Source organism: Nonomuraea fuscirosea (assembly GCF_003001935.1).
GTDB lineage: Bacteria > Actinomycetota > Actinomycetes > Streptosporangiales > Streptosporangiaceae > Nonomuraea > Nonomuraea fuscirosea.
In genome coordinates, this window is the sequence record NZ_PVNG01000031.1 from 38407 (window position 1) to 57572 (window position 19166).

17 protein-coding genes are annotated in these 19166 nt (G+C 72.0%); 12 read left to right on the top strand and 5 right to left on the bottom strand.

Annotation, left to right across the window (positions count from 1 at the left end; genetic code table 11):
* The first annotated feature begins 8 nt into the window (after window positions 1–8).
* From B0I32_RS49340 to B0I32_RS58420, 3 genes are all read left to right on the top strand, one after another.
* The gene (locus B0I32_RS49340; protein ID WP_106251631.1) at window positions 9–878 is read left to right on the top strand and encodes an alpha/beta fold hydrolase; all 870 of its coding nucleotides are present in this window, start codon (window positions 9–11) and stop codon (window positions 876–878) included.
* A gap of 208 nt (window positions 879–1086) precedes the next feature.
* Window positions 1087–1860 carry a maleylpyruvate isomerase family mycothiol-dependent enzyme gene (locus B0I32_RS49345; protein ID WP_106251633.1) on the top strand — a complete coding sequence of 258 codons (774 nt, stop codon included), beginning with the start codon at window positions 1087–1089 and terminating at the stop codon, window positions 1858–1860.
* Window positions 1861–2071: 211 nt separating this feature from the next.
* Window positions 2072–2248: a hypothetical protein gene (locus tag B0I32_RS58420; protein ID WP_181308644.1), complete on the top strand. Its 177-nt coding sequence runs from the start codon at window positions 2072–2074 to the stop codon at window positions 2246–2248.
* A 36-nt stretch (window positions 2249–2284) separates the two neighbouring features.
* Here B0I32_RS58420 and B0I32_RS49350 read toward each other — a convergent pair whose 3' ends face one another.
* Entirely contained in the window at window positions 2285–3217 is a 933-nt protein-coding gene (locus B0I32_RS49350) for a hypothetical protein (protein WP_146178598.1), read from the bottom strand.
* The gene (locus B0I32_RS58425) at window positions 3214–3390 is read right to left on the bottom strand and encodes a hypothetical protein (RefSeq protein ID WP_181308646.1); all 177 of its coding nucleotides are present in this window, start codon (window positions 3388–3390) and stop codon (window positions 3214–3216) included. Before B0I32_RS58425 ends, B0I32_RS49350 begins: the two co-directional genes overlap by 4 nt.
* Window positions 3391–3891: 501 nt before the next feature.
* Between B0I32_RS58425 and B0I32_RS49355 the strand changes: the two genes are divergently transcribed.
* Entirely contained in the window at window positions 3892–4863 is a 972-nt protein-coding gene (locus tag B0I32_RS49355; protein ID WP_106251636.1) for a hypothetical protein, read from the top strand.
* Between the two features lie 165 nt (window positions 4864–5028).
* On the opposite strand, the gene B0I32_RS49360 is transcribed toward B0I32_RS49355, so the two are convergent.
* Both B0I32_RS49360 and B0I32_RS49370 read right to left on the bottom strand, forming a co-directional pair.
* Window positions 5029–5649, bottom strand: coding sequence for a hypothetical protein (locus B0I32_RS49360; RefSeq protein ID WP_245956638.1), 621 nt, complete (start codon window positions 5647–5649; stop codon window positions 5029–5031).
* Between the two features lie 300 nt (window positions 5650–5949).
* Window positions 5950–6243: a hypothetical protein gene (locus tag B0I32_RS49370; RefSeq protein WP_106251641.1), complete on the bottom strand. Its 294-nt coding sequence runs from the start codon at window positions 6241–6243 to the stop codon at window positions 5950–5952.
* Window positions 6244–6422: 179 nt separating this feature from the next.
* Between B0I32_RS49370 and B0I32_RS59250 the strand changes: the two genes are divergently transcribed.
* From B0I32_RS59250 to B0I32_RS49395, 6 genes are read left to right on the top strand one after another with little or no spacing between them, the layout of a single operon-like run.
* Window positions 6423–7217, top strand: coding sequence for a WGR domain-containing protein (locus tag B0I32_RS59250; RefSeq protein ID WP_219912419.1), 795 nt, complete (start codon window positions 6423–6425; stop codon window positions 7215–7217).
* Window positions 7160–9892 carry a DUF4132 domain-containing protein gene (locus tag B0I32_RS49375; RefSeq protein WP_219912420.1) on the top strand — a complete coding sequence of 911 codons (2733 nt, stop codon included), beginning with the start codon at window positions 7160–7162 and terminating at the stop codon, window positions 9890–9892. The genes B0I32_RS59250 and B0I32_RS49375 overlap by 58 nt, the downstream gene beginning before the upstream one ends.
* Window positions 9889–10965, top strand: coding sequence for an ATP-binding protein (locus B0I32_RS49380; RefSeq protein ID WP_106251642.1), 1077 nt, complete (start codon window positions 9889–9891; stop codon window positions 10963–10965). The genes B0I32_RS49375 and B0I32_RS49380 overlap by 4 nt, the downstream gene beginning before the upstream one ends.
* A 3-nt stretch (window positions 10966–10968) precedes the next feature.
* Window positions 10969–13203 (top strand): DUF5682 family protein, encoded by a 2235-nt coding sequence (locus B0I32_RS49385; RefSeq protein WP_106251644.1) that lies wholly within the window; start codon window positions 10969–10971, stop codon window positions 13201–13203.
* Window positions 13200–14321 carry a VWA domain-containing protein gene (locus tag B0I32_RS49390; RefSeq protein WP_106251646.1) on the top strand — a complete coding sequence of 374 codons (1122 nt, stop codon included), beginning with the start codon at window positions 13200–13202 and terminating at the stop codon, window positions 14319–14321. The genes B0I32_RS49385 and B0I32_RS49390 overlap by 4 nt, the downstream gene beginning before the upstream one ends.
* Entirely contained in the window at window positions 14318–16249 is a 1932-nt protein-coding gene (locus B0I32_RS49395; protein ID WP_106251648.1) for a hypothetical protein, read from the top strand. Before B0I32_RS49390 ends, B0I32_RS49395 begins: the two co-directional genes overlap by 4 nt.
* Window positions 16250–16280: 31 nt before the next feature.
* On the opposite strand, the gene B0I32_RS49400 is transcribed toward B0I32_RS49395, so the two are convergent.
* On the bottom strand, window positions 16281–17063 hold the full coding sequence (locus B0I32_RS49400) for a phytanoyl-CoA dioxygenase family protein (protein ID WP_106251649.1): 783 nt from the start codon (window positions 17061–17063) through the stop codon (window positions 16281–16283).
* A 100-nt stretch (window positions 17064–17163) separates the two neighbouring features.
* On the opposite strand from B0I32_RS49400, the gene B0I32_RS49405 reads away from it, so the two are divergent.
* Window positions 17164–18060 (top strand): helix-turn-helix domain-containing protein, encoded by an 897-nt coding sequence (locus B0I32_RS49405; protein ID WP_106251651.1) that lies wholly within the window; start codon window positions 17164–17166, stop codon window positions 18058–18060.
* A 74-nt stretch (window positions 18061–18134) separates the two neighbouring features.
* A complete protein-coding gene (locus B0I32_RS49410; RefSeq protein WP_106251653.1) occupies window positions 18135–19094 on the top strand; it encodes a fructosamine kinase family protein in 960 nt (319 codons plus the stop codon).
* The last annotated feature ends 72 nt before the right edge of the window (window positions 19095–19166 follow it).

Here is a 19166-nt window from a genome sequence, read left to right on the forward strand (position 1 = left end):
ATCGCACCATGACCGAGCAGACGATCACCATCGACGGGACAGACCTGTGCTACGAGGCGTTCGGCGTCCCGGCCGATGCCACCGTGTTGCTGATCGCCGGCGGAGCACAGTCGATGATCTGGTGGGAAGAGGAGTTCTGCACCAGGCTCGCCGAGGCGGGTCGCCAGGTCGTGCGTTACGACCACCGCGACACCGGCCGGTCGGCCGGCTCGCCGCCAGGACGGCCGTCGTACACCGCCTACGATCTGACCACCGACCCGCTGCGCATCCTGGACGCCCTGGGAGTGGGCCGCGCGCACGTGGTCGGGCTGTCGATGGGAGGCGGCATCGCCCAGCGCATCGCGCTTGAACACGCCGAACGGGTGAGCACCTTGTGCCTGGCCTCGACCAGCCCCGTCGTCCCGGCCGCGCACGATCGCGGGCTCCCACCGCCGAGGCCACAGGTGATGGCCACGTTCACCGACCCTGGACCCGAGCCCGACTGGACCGACCGGGACGCGGTGGTGGCTTATCGGGTCGAAGTGGAACGGCCGTACGCGGGAAGCCTCGGGTTCGACGAGCCGCGCTACCGGCGGCTCGCCGCCCAGGAGGTCGATCGAACCCGGGACATGGCCGCCTCGATGACCAACCATTTCGTCCTCGACGACGACACCCCGACTGGTTTCCGGCTCGACCAGATCACCGCCCCCACCCTGGTCCTGCACGGCACCACCGACCCGATGTTCCCCCTGGAGCATGGCCGAGCCCTCGCCGCCGAGATCCCCGGCGCGCGGCTGGTCCCCCTCCCCGGCGCCGGGCATCAACAACCGCCACGAGAACTCTGGGACCTGGCCATCGCGGCAATCGTCGACCACACCGAAAAGGCTGACACCCGATAACAGGCGACACGACTGGCAGCGATCACGTTTTCGAGCCCCCAAGGCATGACCGACTTTGCCGATTCGACCTGGACGATAGCGCCTTGATCATGGAGTTGAGCCGGGTATGCAGGCCTTTCCGGTCAGAGAGATCGCCAACAGCCTGGGCGTGGCGCGTAACGCCCTGGCCAGGTGCATGGTGCCCCGAGCACCGTGATAGACAACCGAGGTGCGAAACATCTTGGAGCTCCCCGAGGTCCTGCGGCTGATCGAGGACCGCTCGGCCGCGTTCCGCGCCGCGATCGCGTCCGCCTCCGACCTTGACGTCCAGGTTCCGACCTGCCCGGGTTGGACGCTCCGCGAGCTGGCGCAGCACCTCGGTGACGGGCGCCGCCGCCAGGCCGCCATCGTCGCGGCGGGCCCGGGCGCTCAACCCCCGGCGAAGACTGACCCGAAGGGGGCCCCGACCGCGCCGCGCGATCGCGAAGCCCTGGACGCCTGGCTCGCCGAGTCGACCGAGCTCATGCTCGACGCGATGCGCGAGGCCGGCCCGGACCGCGGCTGCTGGACCTGGTGGGGCCGCTCGCAGGCCCCGGAGACCAGCGGAGCCGTGGCCCGGCACCAGATCCAGGAGATCGCCGTCCACACGTATGACGCCCAGCTCGCTCAGGGGACCGAGCAGCCGCTGCCGGCGGACGTCGCGGTCGAGGGCGTCGACGAGTTCCTGACGACCGTCGCGGCGACGACCGTCCCCTGGCCGTTCAAGCCGGCGACCATCGACCTGCACGCGACCGAGGGCCGCTCCTGGCGCCTGACCCTGAACGCCTTCGGCGTCCGCTGTGACGACCTCACCGCCGACGCGGAGCCGGGCGACATGGTGATGCGAGGTGCGGCGAGCGAACTGGTCCTCTACTTCTACGCACGTGTCCCGCTCGACGATCTGGAGACCATCGGCGACCCCGAGCCGATGAAACTGCTCGCAGATTGGGACCCGAACGCCTAAACGCGCACTCGGTTCTGCGGGTGCCGCTGGGCCCGGCGTTGACGACATCGACCCTGGAGGGTGGATCAACGCGGGCGAGAACGCGATCGCGATCAACGAGCGGCGAAGCGAGCGCTGTCTGATCAAGTACGAGCTCTGGAACGGGCAGCCGCCACCACTCGATGCCTGGGACCGTACCTGGTCCGGAGACGTACGTTTCGCGTCCGGAAGAGTGTGCGCCCTGAGCGACTACGACGGCGACACGACCTACGGCGAGGAGTTCGACCTGGGCCGGCGGGACACGCTCTGGCGGGTGAGCATCCATCGCAAGGCGCTGGCCCACGAGGACTTCACTCCGGACATCGTCGGCGTCACCCTGCTGAAAGCCCGGTTCCGGCCTGCGGCCTAGAAGATCGGGAGGGCCCCACGCCCGGCCGAGCACGCTTCAGCGCTTGCGCTTCTTCCGGCGGCCCCGGGCTCCCGGCGGCCGGGTGGGGACGAGGCGGAGGGGATGGCGGGCGGTCCTGCGGAGCGGCTCGGCCACCAGCTCGCGTAGCTCCCGCAATCCCACGACATCAGGGTGCCCCGAGGCCAGGATCGCCTCGACGAACTCGGACGGGTCTCCGCCCCCCATCCTCTTGAGCTGCTCGACCAGCCCCTCAGGCCCCGTGAGCTCCAGCACCGACAGGAAGCTCTCCGCCCCCATCAGCAGGTTCTCCCGCTCACTCAACGGCCCGGGCTCCAGCTTCCCGGCCTCGATGAGCTGCGTCCACACGACGGGGCCGAGGACCGGGTCGTGACGCAGGTCGTGCAGCAGCCGCCGTTCGGGGGGAAGGGCGTCGGCCAGCACGCGCAGCATCGCCCCGGCCCACGTACGGAACGGGCAGTCCCGCACGGCCTGCAGCAGCCTCTCGAGGTCCTGCCCCGGCCGGGCCAGCCACCCCCGGAGCTCCGCGACGGCGTCCTCCGGCGGATAGTGCTGGGCGAGCACCCCCAGCAGCTCGGCCAGCGGGGCGGTGGCCAGTTCGCCGAGGAGGGGAGCGTCGCGGCCCTCGGCGAGGAGGCGTTCGCGGACGCCGCGCACGCCGAGCGGGGTGAGGCGGACCAGCGGGAGGTCGGGTTCGGCGAGGGCGGTGCGCAGGCGTTCGACCGCGTCCGGCGGCAAGAGCTGGTCGTCGTGGTCGAGGTCGCTCGTGTAGAGGGGGTCGGCGGGGCCGCGGGTGAGCTCCACGGCTCCGAGGTCGGACAGGACCTCGAACATGCGCGCCAGGTCCCGGGCGGCCTCGCGGCGCCAGAAATCGCGCAGGCGGTCGTCCTCCTGGTCGAGGACGAAGTACTCCTGGCAGGCCAGCCACACCGTCTCTTCAAGCCGGATCACCGGCATCTCGTCCAGCCCGCCAATGGTGTGAGCACGTCCGGCAGGATCTCGTCGAAGACCTCTGCCGGAACGGGCTCGGGCCGCCACGTCGCGACGGGCATGGTGACCACCTGGCCCAGCTCCGGCAGCACCTCGAACGCGCGCCGCCACAGCGCCTCCGGGTCGCGCAGCAACGGCGCCGCTTTGGCACGCGGAGGAGCCGGCCCTTGCTGATGCGGGTCAGGCGCAGCTTCCTGGCCCCGGCGAGCAGCAAGTTGAGCTGCGGCAGATCGGTGGCGCTGCGGACGGTCAGGCGGTCCTCGCCGGTGCCCAGCAGGGCCGACACCTCAAGGGCGTTGGCGACCGACTGCCCGCGCTCCTCCGCCCAGGCGACCCACCGCCGAACCAGCAGATCCTTAGCGGCCTCGAACTCCTCGGCCTCATCGGGCCCGAACCAGGTACGCGCGCTCCAAGCGTCCCATCCTCCAGGGTCACCGTCTCGCCATCAGGCCGTCAGCGCCGTCGGGCACCTGCTCGATCTATCAACCGGACCTCTTGGTACGGCTGGCCCTACCGCCTGTGGGAGGGCTGGCCGTCCCCTGGTTGGGGGGGTCGTCGGGGTGGGGCGGAAGCGGGTCGATTTCTACCGTTGGGGCTGTTCCTCCGTGGCGGCTTTCGCTGGAAAGGGCGTGCCGATGTCCGAGGTTCTCGAGCCCGTGCGTACGCCGGTCCGGCGCCTGCACCGCCCGCTCCTGCTGATGGTCGCCTCGATGGTGCTGCTGCTGGTCGTCTCGGCCGTGGGCATGGTCGTCGACGACCGGGTGCTGCTCGGCGCGCCGGTCTGGGGGAAGCCGCTGAAGTTCGCGGTGTCGTTCATCGTGTACGGCCTCACCCTGGCCTGGATGCTGACGCTGCCGCACCGGGCGAGTCGCTGGACCTGGTGGATGGCGACGTTGCTGGCCGTCACCGGGATGGTCGACGTCGGCGTCGTCGTGGTGCAGGCGGCGCGTGGCACGTTCAGCCATTTCAACCAGGCGGACGACCCGTTCACCGACGGCATCTCGTTGATCTTCGGCGTGGGTGTGCAACTACTCATGCTGGCGAACTTCGTTCTCGCCGGGCTGCTGATCTTCCAGCGGGTCGGCGATCGGGTGCTCACGTGGGCGATTCGCGCGGGGCTGGCTTTCGTCGTCGCGGGGATCGGACTCGGGTTCTGGATACCGGCGCGGTCCAGCGAGGTGTGGACGGCGGTGGACGCGGCCGGGCATGCGATCCCCCTGGGCGCTCGGCACAACGTGGGCGTCCCGGACGGCGGTCCCGGGCTGCCGCTGACCGGCTGGAGCACGGTCGGCGGCGACCTGCGCATCCCGCACTTCGTCGGCCTGCATGGACTGCAGGTCATGCTGGTCGTGGCGCTGGTACTCGGGCTCCTGGCCGGCCGGGTCGCCCGGCTGCGTGACGAGCGGATCCGGGCGGGTCTGATGATCGTGGCCGCAGCGGCGTACGCGGGGCTGATCGTGCTGGTGACGTGGCAGGCGGTGCGTGGTCAGGCGCTGATTCACCCCGACGGACAGACGCTGGGCGCACTGGCTCTGCTCATCGCCGCCACGACGGCGGCGGGCTGGGCGGTTGTCGTCGCGGGCGGTTCGCCGGGCCGCACCGGGTGATTCGCTCGGTGACCCGACCGCGGTCATGCCTTGCTGACGGCACGGGTCCTCGGTGAAGCCCTTGCTCATCTTCCGTACGCGAGTCCAGAGCGGGGGTGGACTGTCCTGGACGGCGTAGTCGTCGGTGTCACCACATCGCGACGGCGCTCCTCGGACTCTCCGTTATCAGGGTTGGGCGCGTATGGCGGCGATGGCGATCTCGCCGCTGACGGCGTGGGCAGCGACCATGGGCGCCACGACGCTGTCGACGATGACCGTGGCCTGGTCGGCTGATCCGGATCTGTAGCTCACGCTGTCGATCACCGCCTCCTCCGCGACGACCACCGGCCCGTCGGAACCGTTCCTGCGGCCGGGGACGTGGATGAGTTGCACCCGTTCCCCTCGTTGCAGGTCATAAGGGGCCTGGCCCGGCCTGAGTGACAGCCCTACCCTGACCGGCCTCCCTGCGACCGCTCCACCCGCCACCATCGGACGGGTGAGCAACGTCCCCGGCAGCACCGTCACCGTCGCCACGCCCCTCGCCACCTGATCACGCTGCGACCACGGCCAATACGCGGCCCCATCATCGGCGATCCGCGCCTCCTGCAACACGCCACTGCCGAAAGGCTGACCGGCGCCGACCCGCCCGCTAACACGGACGACAGACGTACGCTCCTCCGCCCGCTTCACCAACAGAGCCGTGGCCAGCGCACCCCCGAGCACCAGCAGCACAGCGAGCGCCGCAAGCCCCGGGCTGCGCCGGCGCGACCACTGCGGCAGTCCACGGGAAGCGGCTCCCGTCAGCACACCCGCACCTCCTCCACGAAAGGGCCTGGGGCTCAGAAAACGCGTGCCGAATTACACCAGCGCAGCGAGCCGCCCTCAGGGTCGACGTCCGGGCCGTAGCAGAATGTGGCCCGCTCAATGAAGCCGAAGAACACCGAATCGAGTACGCATCCACGCTTCGGCCCGGCCTGCGGGAGAATCGTCCGGCCGATCGTCGTCCGGCACTCCACGGCCACCTTGTTCGCATCATCGAGGCGGTCACACAGCGCAACGTCGCTTCTCCCTTCCGATCACTACGCCGCATCATGTCACTAATTGTAATTAATCGCAATCGAAAAGTAGTCGCAGGTAAAGTCTCGACCCACTGACCAGACCGACCCCGGTGTAGTACCTGCGTAGCTTTCCCAGCAGGTCGTAGACGGCGATCCGACCAGTGGGTGATGGTGTGGCGAGGTCCTGCTTTGACCAGCCGGGGAACACGGTCGGCCACTGTTTCGGCTCCGCGGCCCGCACGTTCGTGGTGAGCGTGTCCGGCTCCTTCGCGCTCGCCGGTTGGACGCCGGTCATCGTCAGCGCCACGGCCATGAACCCGGTGATCAGCACTCCGACGGTCATGGAGGCCCTCCCCTCGCCATGCCCTGTTGGACAGGCGGTCGCGACGTTTGGTTCGTGCCGCCCGAGGCCGCTCCCGGCGAACGATCCCTGATCTGGTTCTGTGCAAGTTTGTCGGTCGGTCGCGCCATACTCGCCGCTGTCGATCAAGAGCTGGCGGGATGCAGGGTGGAGGTATCGGGATGGGCGTGGAGCGTGCGTTGACGTTCGTCGGCGGAGGTTCGGCCAAGTTCTGGGAAGTGCGTCAGGACGGCGCGGAGCTGCATATCCGGTATGGGCGGCTGGGGGCGGCCGGTCAGGCGCAGGTCAAGTCGTTCGGCTCGGATGCCGCCGCGACGACGGCCGCGGAGAAGCTGGTGGCGGAGAAGTTACGCAAGGGCTACACGGAGACGACCTCCTCGCCACAGGTGGCGAAGTCACCCGTCGTCGCCGGTAGCGCCGAGGACGAAAACCGGCTGACGTTTCCGCCCGCCTGGTTGCGTGTGCTCCACCCCCGCCGAGGCGGAGCGAAGGTCTCCGTGCCGCCGCCGGACGCGAGCGCGCCGGCGAAACTGGCCGCCGAGCTGGACAATCGCCGGAAAGTGCTCGCCGACACGGTGGCGAAGTGCCGGGAAAGGGAGCTGGCGGCCGGGGCTGAGGCGTACCTGGCAGGAGAGCCCGACAGCACGCCCCTGGGCGCGGCGGTGGTCGCCATGGCGGTGGCCGGGCTGCTGCCGTGGAACGAGAGCGCGATCCTGGACCTGTTCGCCGACACCTGGCTGATCGAACGCGGCCCCGTGTTCGCGGCGGTGGCCGTGACCGAGCTGGCCTCGCTGAATCACGTCTACGACGAGGACGCCTGGGTGGTCCGGCGGCTGGACGACGGCGAGGTCCCCGACCACTGGAGTCCCACGGGGCAGATCGACGCCGGGTCCGCGCCGTGCTGGCCGTCGCGTCCGACGCCGCGTACGCCGAGGTCGTCGCGGCGCTGGCGGTGAGCCGCGAACGCGGGCTGCACCACCGTGTGGCGGCCTCCTACCTGGCGCCCACCGAGACCGGCTGGGTCGCGGCCGACTGCGCCGAGGTGAGTCAGGTCCTCCCCCAGCTCGGCCACCGCCTGATCGCCGCCATCAGCGCGCCGGAGCACGCCGAGCCGATCATGGGCCAGGTGCGGGGTCACTACATCGGGGACTCCGTCGCCCTGCCCGCCACGGTCGTCGACGCCATGGGCGAGGCGGCCGTGCCGCTGCTGACCGTTTGGGTGGACCAGGCCTCCGGTGCGGACGGCAGGAAGCGGCTGCTGGACCTGCTCGCCGACCTGCCGTACGAGACGGCGATGCGGGCGCTGCTCGACCGCATCGAGCAGAAGTACGTGCAGCCGGCCTTCCTGCGCGCGGCCGCCCGCTTCCCCCGCCGCGCGATGCGGCTCCTGCCCGAGTACGGCGGCAAGATCGTGGACCTGCTGCTACGCACCCACGTGGCGGCCCATCCCGACCTGGTGGGCGAGGCCGGCGAGCGCATCAAGGAGATCGCGACCGCCGCGACCGTCGCCGTCGCTCCGCCGGAGGCCCTGCCCGAGGTGCTGGTCAGCCCGCCCTGGACCCGTGAGCACAAGGAGCGCAAGACGGTCGTGGTGAACGGCCTGGTGTGCGCCGACGCACCGGCCCTCGTGTGGGCGCCGGGCGAGCAGGACAACTGGCGTTCGCGGGCGGATGACGGTTCGTGGGATCGGTCCTGGCGCCGGAGCTGGAAGGACATCGCCCGCCAGATCGCCGAGGGCCGCGACGGCTACTGGTCCGACGAGATCGCCCTGTTCGTCGCCGGGCCCGACGACCTGGCCGCGCCGCTGCTCGGGGAGTGGCGTCCTGGCGATCTGTGGGGGGCGGGCGACTGGATGCCGAGGGTATTGGCCAGGTTCGAACTGGCGGCGCTGCCCATGGTGCTCGACAGCGCCCGGCGCGGTCCCAGCTCGGTCGCCGCGTCGCTGCTGCCGGTCGCGGCGCCGGAGGTCGCCGTGCTGATGGCCGACTGGCTGAGCCGGCTGAAGTCCGTCCGCGCCACCGCGCTGGCCTGGCTGAACCGCCACCCGGGAGCGGCCGCCAGGGCGCTGATCCCGGCGGCTCTCGGGCAGCCCGGCACGGCCAGGCTCCGGGCCGAGCAGGCGCTGGCGGCGCTGGTCGCGGGCGGCCATCGCGACGCCGTGGCGGAGGCCGCCGCCGGGTACGGAGCCGCCGCCGAGGCCGCGGTCGCCGGCCTGCTCGTGGCCGATCCGCTCGACGTGACGCCCGCGAAGATCCCCGTACTGCCCGAGTGGACGGAGGTCGCGATCATGACCCCGATCCACCTGCGCGGCGACGCGGGCGCGCTGCCTCCCGAGGCGCATCGCCACGTGATGACGATGCTGGCGATCTCCAAGCCGGGCGCCCCCTACGCCGGGCTCGCCCTGGTAAAGGAGGCCTGCGACGGGCGCAGCCTGGCCGACTTCGCCTGGACGCTGTTCCAGCGCTGGCAGGCGGCCGGCTACCCGTCGAAGGAGCGCTGGGTGATGGACGCGCAGGCGCTGCTCGGCGACGACGAGACCGTACGGCGGCTGACCCCGCTGATCAGGACCTGGCCGGGCGAGGGCGGGCACGCGCGCGCGGTCGCCGGGCTGGACCTGCTGGCCTCCATCGGTTCCGAGGTCGCGCTGATGCACCTGTACGGCATCGCCGAGAAGGTCAAGTTCAGCGGGCTGAAGAACCAGGCCAGGCTGAAGATGGACGAGGTCGCCGCCGGGCTCGGCCTGACGCCGCAGGAGCTGGCCGACCGGCTGGTGCCCGACTTCGGGCTGTCCGCCGACGGCAGCCTGACCCTCGACTACGGCCGCAGGCGGTTCGTGGTGGGCTTCGACGAGCAGCTCAAGCCGTACGTGGCCGACGCCTCGGGCAAGCGGCTGAAGAACCTGCCCAAGCCGGGCGTCAACGACGATCCTGAGCTCGCGCCCGCCGCCCACCGGCGCTTCGCCGGGCTGAAGAAGGACGTGCGCTCCGTGGCGGGGGACGCCATCCACCGCCTGGAGCAGGCCATGGTGAACCGGCGTCGCTGGAGCGTCGGCGACTTCGCCAGGCTGCTGGCCGGTCATCCGCTGCTCTGGCACATCGTACGGCGGCTCGTCTGGGGCCTGTACGACCCGTCGGGCAAGCTCACGGGCACCCTGCGGGTGGCCGAGGACCGCAGCTTCGCCGACGCCGAGGACGAGACCCTGACGTTGCCGGAGAACGCCCTCGTCGGCGTGGTGCATCCGCTGGAGCTGGGCGAGGAGCTGGCCGCCTGGTCCGAGGTGTTCGCCGACTACGAGATCCTGCAGCCGTTCCCGCAGCTCGGCAGGGAGACGTACGAGCCGGACCCGGCGCTGGTGGCCGAGATCGAGGCCGCGAAGATCCCCACCCGGGCGGTGATCGGCCTGGAGCGGCGCGGCTGGCGGCGCGGCACGCCGCAGGACGCCGGCTGGCAGGGCTGGATCGAGCGGGACGTGCCCGGCGGCAGGACCATCACGATCGGGCTCGATCCGGGCATCGTGATCGGCGACCCCGACTTCGCCGACGAGCAGACCCTGGTGGAGCTGGGGCTCGACGGCCTCGATCCGATCACCACCTCCGAGATCCTGCGTGAGCTGAGGGACATCGCCCGATGAACGAACACGCCCAGCGGCCCCCGGCCGAGATCCGCTACGCCGGCGAGCTGGCCAGGCTGCGCGAGCACGACACCGACGACCGGCCGCCCGGCTGGGCGCTCAGCCTGCGGGCCGCCCGCCGTTTCGTCCTCGGGGACGAGACGCTGGGCATCAGCCGCAAGTTCGTGGGTGATCCCTCGCTGATCGACCGGTCCCTGGTGACGCTCGCGACCAACCGCGGCCTGATGCTGGTGGGCGAGCCGGGCACGGCGAAGTCGCTGCTGTCCGAGCTGCTCGCCGCGGCCGTGAGCGGCGCATCGACGCTCACCATCCAGGGCGGCGCGGCCACCACCGAAGACCAGATCAAGTACTCCTGGAACTACGCGCTGCTGGTGGCCGAGGGCCCCTCCACCCGGTCGCTGGTGGCCGCGCCGCTGCTGCGCGGCATGGCCGAGGGCAAGGTGGTGCGTTTCGAGGAGATCACCCGGTGCCCGCTGGAGGTGCAGGACTGCCTGCTGTCACCGCTGTCGGACCGGGTGCTCGCCGTACCGGAGCTGAGCGGTCCCGAGTCGATGGTGTTCGCGCAGGAGGGTTTCACCGTCATCGCCACCGCCAACACCCGCGACCGCGGTGTCAACGAGATGAGCGCCGCGCTCAAGCGCCGCTTCAACTTCGAGACCGTCTTCCCGATCGCCGACTTCGACACCGAGCTGGCGCTGGTGGAGGCGGAGGCGGGGGCGCTGCTCCAACGCTCGGGCGTCAGCGCGCCGCCGCGCCGCGACGTGCTGGAGGTGCTGGTCACCGCCTTCCGCGAGCTGCGCCAGGGGCAGACGGCGCGCGGCGACGCCACCGACCGGCTGTCGGGGGTGATGAGCACCGCGGAGGCCGTCTCGGTCGCCCACGCCGTCGGGCTGCGCGGCTGGTTCCTGCGCGGCGAGCCGGGCACCGCGGCCGACCTGGTCTCCTGCCTCGCCGGTACGGCCGCCAAGGACAACCCGGAGGATCTGGCCAAACTGCGCAGGTACCTGGAGCGCAGGCGGCACGGCGACCAGTGGCAGGCCCTGTACGAGGCCCGCCACCTGCTGCCGGGCTGAGCGATGACGGTCGTCTTCCTCGGCGTGCGGCACCACAGTCCCGCCTGCGCCCGGCTGGTCGCCGACACCATCCATGCCGTACGGCCCGCGTACGTGCTGGTCGAAGGCCCTTCGGACATGAACCACCGGATGGACGAGCTCCTGCTCGGCCACGAGCTGCCGATCGCCGTCCACACCAGCTACCGCGACGACGAGCGGCGCCACGGTTCGTGGACACCGCTGTGCGACTACTCCCCTGAGTGGGCGGCGCTGACCGCGGGCCGCGAGACCGGCGCCGAGCTGCGCTTCATCGACCTGCCCGCCTGGCATCCCGCGCTGGCGGACCTCAGCAACCGGTACGCCGACGCCGAGGCCCGCTACGACGAGGTGACCGGACGGCTCTGCCGCGCCTTCGCCGTGGACAACGTGGACGCGTTGTGGGACCACCTGTTCGAGATCGAACCGGCCGCCGGGCTGGCCGAACGGCTGAACACCTACTTCGACCTGGTCCGCGGCGACACCGAGACCGGTCCTGACGACGCGGCGCGCGAGGCGTACATGGCTGGATGGATCCGCGCGGCCGCCTGGGAGGCGGGCGAGCGGCCGGTGGTCGTGGTCACGGGCGGCTTCCACCGTCCCGCGCTGATCCGGCTGGCCTCGCGGGGCGAGCGGAGCTGGCCTGAGGTGCCGCGACCGCCCGAGGGGGCGGTGGTCGGTAGCTACCTGGTGCCGTACTCGTTCCGCCGGCTGGACGCCTTCGACGGTTACCAGTCGGGCATGCCGTCACCCGGCTACTACCAGGACCTGTGGGAGCACGGCCCCGACGGCGCCGCCCGCAGGCTCACCGAGGCGGGGACGGCCAGGCTGCGCGCCAGGCGCCAGCCGGTGTCCACCGCCGACCTGATCGCCGCGCGCGCCGCCGCCGACGGGATCGCGCTGATGCGCGGCCACCCGCATCCGGCCCGGGTCGACGTGCTCGACGGCCTGGCCACGGCACTGGTCAGCGAGGCGATCGAGACCCCACTGCCCTGGGCGTCCCGCGGACGTCTCCAGGCGGGCTCCCATCCGGTCGTCGTGGAGATGATCGCGGCGCTCAGCGGTGACCAGACCGGCCGTCTGCACCCTTCGACCCCGCTGCCGCCGCTGGTCCACGCGGTGCTCGCCGAGCTGGGCGGCCCCGGCGACGAACGGCTCGACCTCGGCGGGCAGACCGGTCGCGAGCGCAGCCGTTTCCTGCACCGGCTGCGCGTCCTGGGCATCCCGGGCGTGGTCCGCACCTCGGGGCCCCGCCCCGAGGGCGGCGCCGAGCTGGTCGAGGAGTGGACCCTGACCGAGACCGACGACCGCCTGCCCGCCCTGATCGAGGCCGGCGGGTACGGCGTGGACCCGCAGGAGGCGGCGGCCTCCGTCCTCGCCGGGCGGATCAGGGCCGCCGGCCTGGACCAGCTCGCCGACGTGCTGTTCGACGCCGCGCTGTGCGGCATCGGCGAGCTGGCGGGGCGGGTGCTGGACGACCTCGCGCGGGTGGTCGCCGCGGCGGCCGACCTGGGCGCGCTGGGCCGCACCCTCGCCGTCACCCTGGCGATGTGGCGTCACGACGACCTGTTCGGCACCAGGGGCAGCACCACTTCGGGCGCCGTCGTCCGGGCCGCCACCCTGCGGGCGTTGTGGCTGGCCGAAGGCGTGCGTGGCGGGGCCGTACCCGCCGATCCGCGGCGCATCGGCGCCATGGCCGCCGTACGCGACGCGCTCAGGCACGCCGGCCCGCCGCTCGGCCTCGACGTGGACGCGGCGCTGGGCGTCGCCGACCGTGTCGCCGCCTGCCAGGACGCGCCGCCCGACCTGCGCGGAGCCTCACTCGGGCTGGGCTGGTCCCTGCGCGGTGCCGCCGCCACGGACCCGGCCTGGGCGGTACGCGGCGCGTTCGTCCCCGCGTCGGCCGGCGACTGGCTGGCCGGGCTGTTCGCGCTCGCCCGGGAGGAGGTCCTGCACACCGGCGGCATGCTGGAGCTGCTCGACGAGCTGGTCGCGGCGATGAGCGACCAGGACTTCCTGGTGGCCCTGCCGGCGTTGCGCCAGGCGTTCGGCTACTTCCCGCCGCGCGAGCGGCACCTCATCGCCACCCGCCTGGTCGAGCTGCGCTCCGGCGGGTCCGCGTGGGACCTGACCCGCCTGGAGGCGGCGCCGGAACTGGTGGCCGCGGGGATGGCACTGGACAGCCGCGTCGACGCGGCACTGCGCCGGGAAGGACTGATATGACCGACCCCACCCTCGTACGGTGGCGCCTGCTGCTCGGCGAGGCCGGCGGCCCCTGCCTCGGCGGCGGGCAGCTCGGCGAGGAGGCCGCCGGCCGCGACGCCGCCATGGAGTGGCTGTACGGCCGCGACGAGGACCTGCGCAAACGCGGCGTACGGCGCCAGGCAGGGAGCGACCCGTCGAGCCTGACCACCTTCGACTGGCTCGACGACATCACCCGCCTGTTCCCCAAGGAGACCATCGAACGCCTGCAACGCGACGCGATCGAACGCTACGAGATCCATGACCTCGTCACCGACCCCGACGTGCTCGCGCGCATCGAGCCCAACCCGGCCCTGCTCAAGGCGGTCCTGCACACCAAACACCTGATGAACCCGCAGGTGCTGCGGCTGGCCAGGCGCATCGTGGAGCAGGTCGTCCGGCAGCTCATGGACAAGCTCGCCACCGAGGTGCGCAGCGCCTTCTCGGGCGCCAAGGTACGGCGGCCGGGCCGGCTGCGGCTGGCGCGCAACTTCGACATGGTCAGGACCCTGCGCGCCAACCTCGGCCACTACCAGCCGGACACCGGCAAGGTCGTGATCGAGAACCCGCTGTTCTTCACCCGCACCCGCCGCCACCTAGAACAGTGGCAGGTGATCCTGCTCGTCGACCAGTCCGGCTCGATGACCGACTCGGTGATCCACTCGGCGGTCACCGCGGCCTGCCTGTGGGGCCTGCCCGGCGTACGCACCCACCTGGTCGCCTTCGACACCGACGTGGTGGACCTGACCTCCGACGTGGACGATCCCGTGGAACTGCTGATGAAGGTCCAGCTCGGCGGCGGCACCGACATCGCCCGCGCGGCTTCGTACGGCGCCGGGCTGGTGGACCGGCCGCGGCGGGCCATCGTCGTGCTGATCTCGGACTTCTACGAGGGGGGTGATGCGCATCGGCTGGTACGGATCGTGCGTGACCTGGTCGAGCAGGGCAGCAAGGTGCTCGGCCTGGCCGCCCTCGACGAGCAGGCCGATCCCGCCTATGACCGGGAGCTCGGGCAGCGCCTGGCCGATGTCGGGGCGTACGTGGGGGCTATGACTCCCGGGGAGCTGGCGTCCTTCGTCGCGGAGCATGTGGGCCGATGAGGACGGATCTGCTCGGGCTCACCACGGATGCTCTCGCCGCGCTCACCAACCGGGGGCTGGTGAAGCGAGCGGGCAAGGAGGCCGCACCGGAGCTGCGTACCGACGCTGATGGGACCGTGCACGGGGACTTCGCGGGCGGACCGAGCGCGAGTCTGCCGGTCGGCGGGCTCGAATCGGCGCGGTGCACGTGCGGTGCTGCCGGGGTGTGCCGGCATGTCGTCGGGGTCGTGCTCGCGTACCAACGTCGGCACGCCGAGACCGACGCTGGACCGTCTGCTGAGGTCGGCGAATGGTCGCCTGGGCGGGTGAGCGACGACGAGCTGACCGCCAGGATCGGCGCCCGCCTGATGACCGCCGCCCGCCGTACCGAAGAAGCCGGATATACCGCCCGGGTCCGCCGCGCCACCCCCACCGATCCCGCGCCGCAGGTCGAGCTCGCCACCGCGACCGTACGGTTCCTGATCCCCGGCGACCTCGGCTTCGTCCACACCGACGCCGTCGCGGGCAGCCGCGACGACGTCATCGCGCTCGCCGTGTGGGCGTTCCGGGTGGCCGACGAGCTGCATCCGGGGGTACGGGAGGTACGGGTCGACGTCGGCGGCGAAGCGGGAACGGCCACCGGATCCGGGCTGGAGCGGGCCCTGGGGCTGGCCGGCACGGTCCTGCGCGAAGGCGCGGCGCACCTCGGTCAGGGATTCGACGTCACCATCGCCGACGTACAGCGACAGCTCGACGCCGCCGGATCGCGCTGGCCGCTGCTGGCCGTCGGCGACCTCGCCGAGCAGCTCGCCGCCTACCGCGAGCGCGGCGCCCACTACCGTCCCGAGCAACTCGCGAGCCACCTCGCCGAGCTGCACGCCCGGCACCGGGCCGTGACCCGCCCCGGCGCCACCCTCCGCAGCAGCGTGCTCGGCACCGCCGAGGCCGCCGAGACCCCGCTGCGCCGGGCCCGGCTGGACAGCCTCGGCTGCCGGATCCGCGGCCTCGGCGACCGGCGGATCGCCGAGATCTACCTGGCCCACAGCGACAGCGCGATGGTCCTGGTGCTCCGCCGCGAATGGGACGGCGACGGCGACGACGCCTTGGCACGGCGACGCGTCGCCGGCTCCACGCTGGCCGCCCTGGCCACGGGCAACCTCGTCACGGAATCCGCCGTCCGCAGCGCCAGCCGTACCGTGCGGCTGGCCACCGGGCGGATCTCCAGGACGACGGTCAGCGCGTCGCGGGGCGAGTGGGGTGAGCTCTCGCCGTCCCTGGTGGTGACCGACCTCGCCGCGCTCGGCCGCGAACTCGACGCTCTCACGCTGCGGCCCATCCGCCCGCGCGTCGAGGCGGAGCTGGTACGCGTCGTCGCCGTCTCCGAGGTGGTGTCCATGACGTACGCGGCCGGCGACCAGCGGCTCGACGCCCTCGTCGCCGACCAGGCGGGCAACTTCGCCACCGTCACCGCCACCCACACCGCTGCCGCTCCCGGCCGACTCGACGCGCTGGCCGCCGTGCTCGCCGGGGAGGAGGGCGAGCTGCGTTTCGTCAGCGGAGTGGTGGGCCGTACCGCCGGTGGTGTCGTCATCGACCCCATCGGCCTGGCCGCCGGCGGCCGGGTCGTCGTACCCGACCTGCGTCCCGCCGTCGGCGGCGGCCCGCTCGCGGTCGCCGAGGACGACCGGCACGACCCGCTGACGGCCGTACTGATCGACACCCGCGCACTGCTCGCGGAAGCGGCCCACCACGGCCTGTCCCACCTGCCGCCGACCTACGACGCCCGCCTCGGCACCGCCGCGCGCCGGCTGACCACGCTCGGGCTCCATCGCATCGCCCAGGCCGTCACGGCGTTCGCGACGTCGCGGTCCAAGGACCTGGACTCGGCGGTCGAGCAGACCTGGATCGACGCGTACCTGCGCCTGGAGGTGGCCCTGGAACTGACCTGACCTGACCTGCCCTGCTCATGTGATGGAGGATCTAAGCCCAGGGACGGGGAAAGGTGGCACCGTCCAGCCGATCGCCCACGGCGAGTCCGAGCGGATCGGTCACGACATGCGAGGTCCCGCCATAGCGGGTCTCCTCGTCCATGTAGATGACGACGTGCGCGAACCGGGCCTGGTCGGTGCGGTTGGGCAGCGCCATGTGGCCGGTGTAGCCGCTGTGGAAGGTGCAGTCTCCGGCCCGGAGCGGCACGGTGACGCGCGGGATCCAGCGCAGCGACGGGTCCGTCTCGAACAGGTCCTCCTCGTGGTGGAGGTCCTGCGGGCGCAGGCCGGTGCGATCCTGGGTGCTGGGCAGGAAGGTCATGCAGCCCCGCTCCGGCGGCACGTCGACCAGCGCGATCCACGCCGACAGCGGCAGTCGGTCAGCCGCGTGCGGCCAGTACGGGCGGTCCTGGTGAAACTCCGTGGCGGCGTTGTTGTGCGGCTCCTTGACCAGCATCTGGTCGTGCCAGAGCCGGAGCGGGAACCCGGCGAGCTGTTCGGCGATCCGGCCGAGCCGGTGGTCGAACGTGAGCTCGCGCAGCGTCCGGTCGCGTTGCCAGACGTTGACGAGCTGGCTGAAGACGCCCTGCCGCTCCAGGCTCTCCGTGCGATGCGCCGCCAGGAACGCCGCCGCGCCGGCTCGGAAGCGCTCGATCCGGCCGGGTTCGAGGACGCCGCGTACTCGGACGAAACCATACTCACGGTAGGCCGCCACCAGCTCCTCCGGCACCCGGCCGTCCGCGTCGACGTCGCTGACGGAGTGCTCGATCGTCATCACTGACCTCCAAGGTTGTCGCCGTCGAACACTCCAAGCGTCGTCGTGGCAGGCCGCGCGGGGCTAGGCCGATCCCGACGCGTAGTCGTACGATCCCGACATGCCCGCCACCCTGCACGAGCACGCGCTGTTCGCCGGAAGCCCCGTCCTGGCCGGCGTCCACCACCTGGACCTCGGCATCGAGCCGCACGCGCACGACTTCCTCGAGATCGCCGTGATCGGACCCGGCGACGGGCGGCACCTGACCAGCCAGGGCGAACGCCCGCTGCGGCTCGGGCAGGTCATCGTGCTGCGCCCCGGTGCCTGGCACGGGTTCCGGGACTGCGCCGGCCTGACCGTCGCCAACTGCTGCCTGTCCGCCCAGGCGTTGCGGGCCGAACTGGCGCTCCTGTACGGCATCCCGATGCTGCGCGCGATGTTGTGGACCGATCCGGTGGCATCCGGTACGCACGGCGTCGCGGTCACGACCGTCGACCCCGCTGCCGCCGAGGAGGCCATCGCCGAGATCGCCCTGCTCGAACGGGACCTCGGGGCTGATCGGGGCCGCCCTGGCCGGGTGCTGGGCCGGCTGGTCACCGTCCTCGGCATCCTGGCCGACGGCCGCGACCTCGTGCAGGAGGCGCCCGAACCCGCCGTCTCCCCCGCGGTCGCCGCCACCATCGCCCGCTTCGAGGCGGAACCCGCCCATCCGTGGCGGTTGGACGATCTCGCCCGAGCGGTCAACCTGGACCCCGACCACCTCGGCCGGCTGTTCGTCCGGCACGTCGGCCTGACGCCGCTGCGCTACCTGGCCCGCCTGCGAGCCGAACGCGCCGCCACACTCCTGGCCCACACGACCTTGCCGACCGCCCGGGTGGGCGCCGCCGTCGGCTGGCCCGACCCGACGTACTTCGCCCGCCGCTTCCGTACCCTGGTCGGCCTGACCCCCACCGAATACCGGCGACGCACCCGATCAGCGACCCACCGGAGCCGAATCGGCCGGCCGGAAACCCGGTGATCGCCCCGGCAGCGTGCCACCGCCGGCTCGGCACTGATACCCAGGACACGTGACCAGCAGAAAAGAGCGCACCCGTGATTGACGCGACGTCCTTCTTGCTCGAACGCCTGCACGCGATCGGTCTGACCGACATCGCCGCAGTCGAACCAGTCGCTGGAGGCCTCGCCGCGACCGCAGGGCTCGCGCGCCGCGGCGACGGCACGTCGGTGTTCGTCAAGGCGTTCGGCGAGCCGCCGTCGGACGATGTCTTCGCCGCGGAGGCCGAAGGGCTCACCGTACTGCGCGAGGCGGGCGGCGTCGTCACGCCCGAAGTCATCCTCGCCGACCGCGACCTGCTCGTGCTGTCCACGCTGCAACCCCGGCCGGCGACCGAGGCCTTCTGGGAGCAGTTCGCTCACGCGCTCGCCCACCTGCACACCAGCACGCGGCACCCCCGATTCGGATGGCACCGCGACAACTGGCTCGGCCGTCGCCGGCAGGTCAACACCTGGAACGGCGACGGATACGAGTTCTTCGCCCAGCGTCGCCTCCTGCGCTGGCTCAGCGAGCCGCGCGTCTGGGAAACGCTCGACGCCGCGGACCGAGCGGCACTCGAACGGCTGTGCGACCGGCTGCCCGAGCTCCTGCCGGTCAGGCCCGCGTGCCTGACGCACGGCGACCTGTGGGCGCAGAATGTCATGGCCACCCCCGGCGGGCGGCCCGCGCTGATCGATCCGGCCGTTTCGTACACATGGGCCGAGGTCGACCTGGCCCACTTGTGGACGACGGCACCGCCGCCCGAGGCGCACGTGCTCTTCGAGCTGTACGCCGAACTGACCGGGCTCGACCGCGGCTGGCGCGAACGCATGCCCATCCTCCAACTGCGCCAGCACCTGGCAGTGATCGCCCAGTTCGACCCCGACTGGGGAGCCGCCGACATCGTGCGCGCCACGCTCGCCCCCTTCCGGCAGCGGCCCAAAGACCGGCCGAGCAGACGCCACACGACACCACCTGCGGAATCAGCGCCCGAAAGGCTCCACAAGCCGGCAACTTAGCCATCTGGCGTCGAGCGTGGCCTGCTCGGGGGCCTGTCGTCGCGATTCGGTCACGAACAGTGTGTCGGCGCT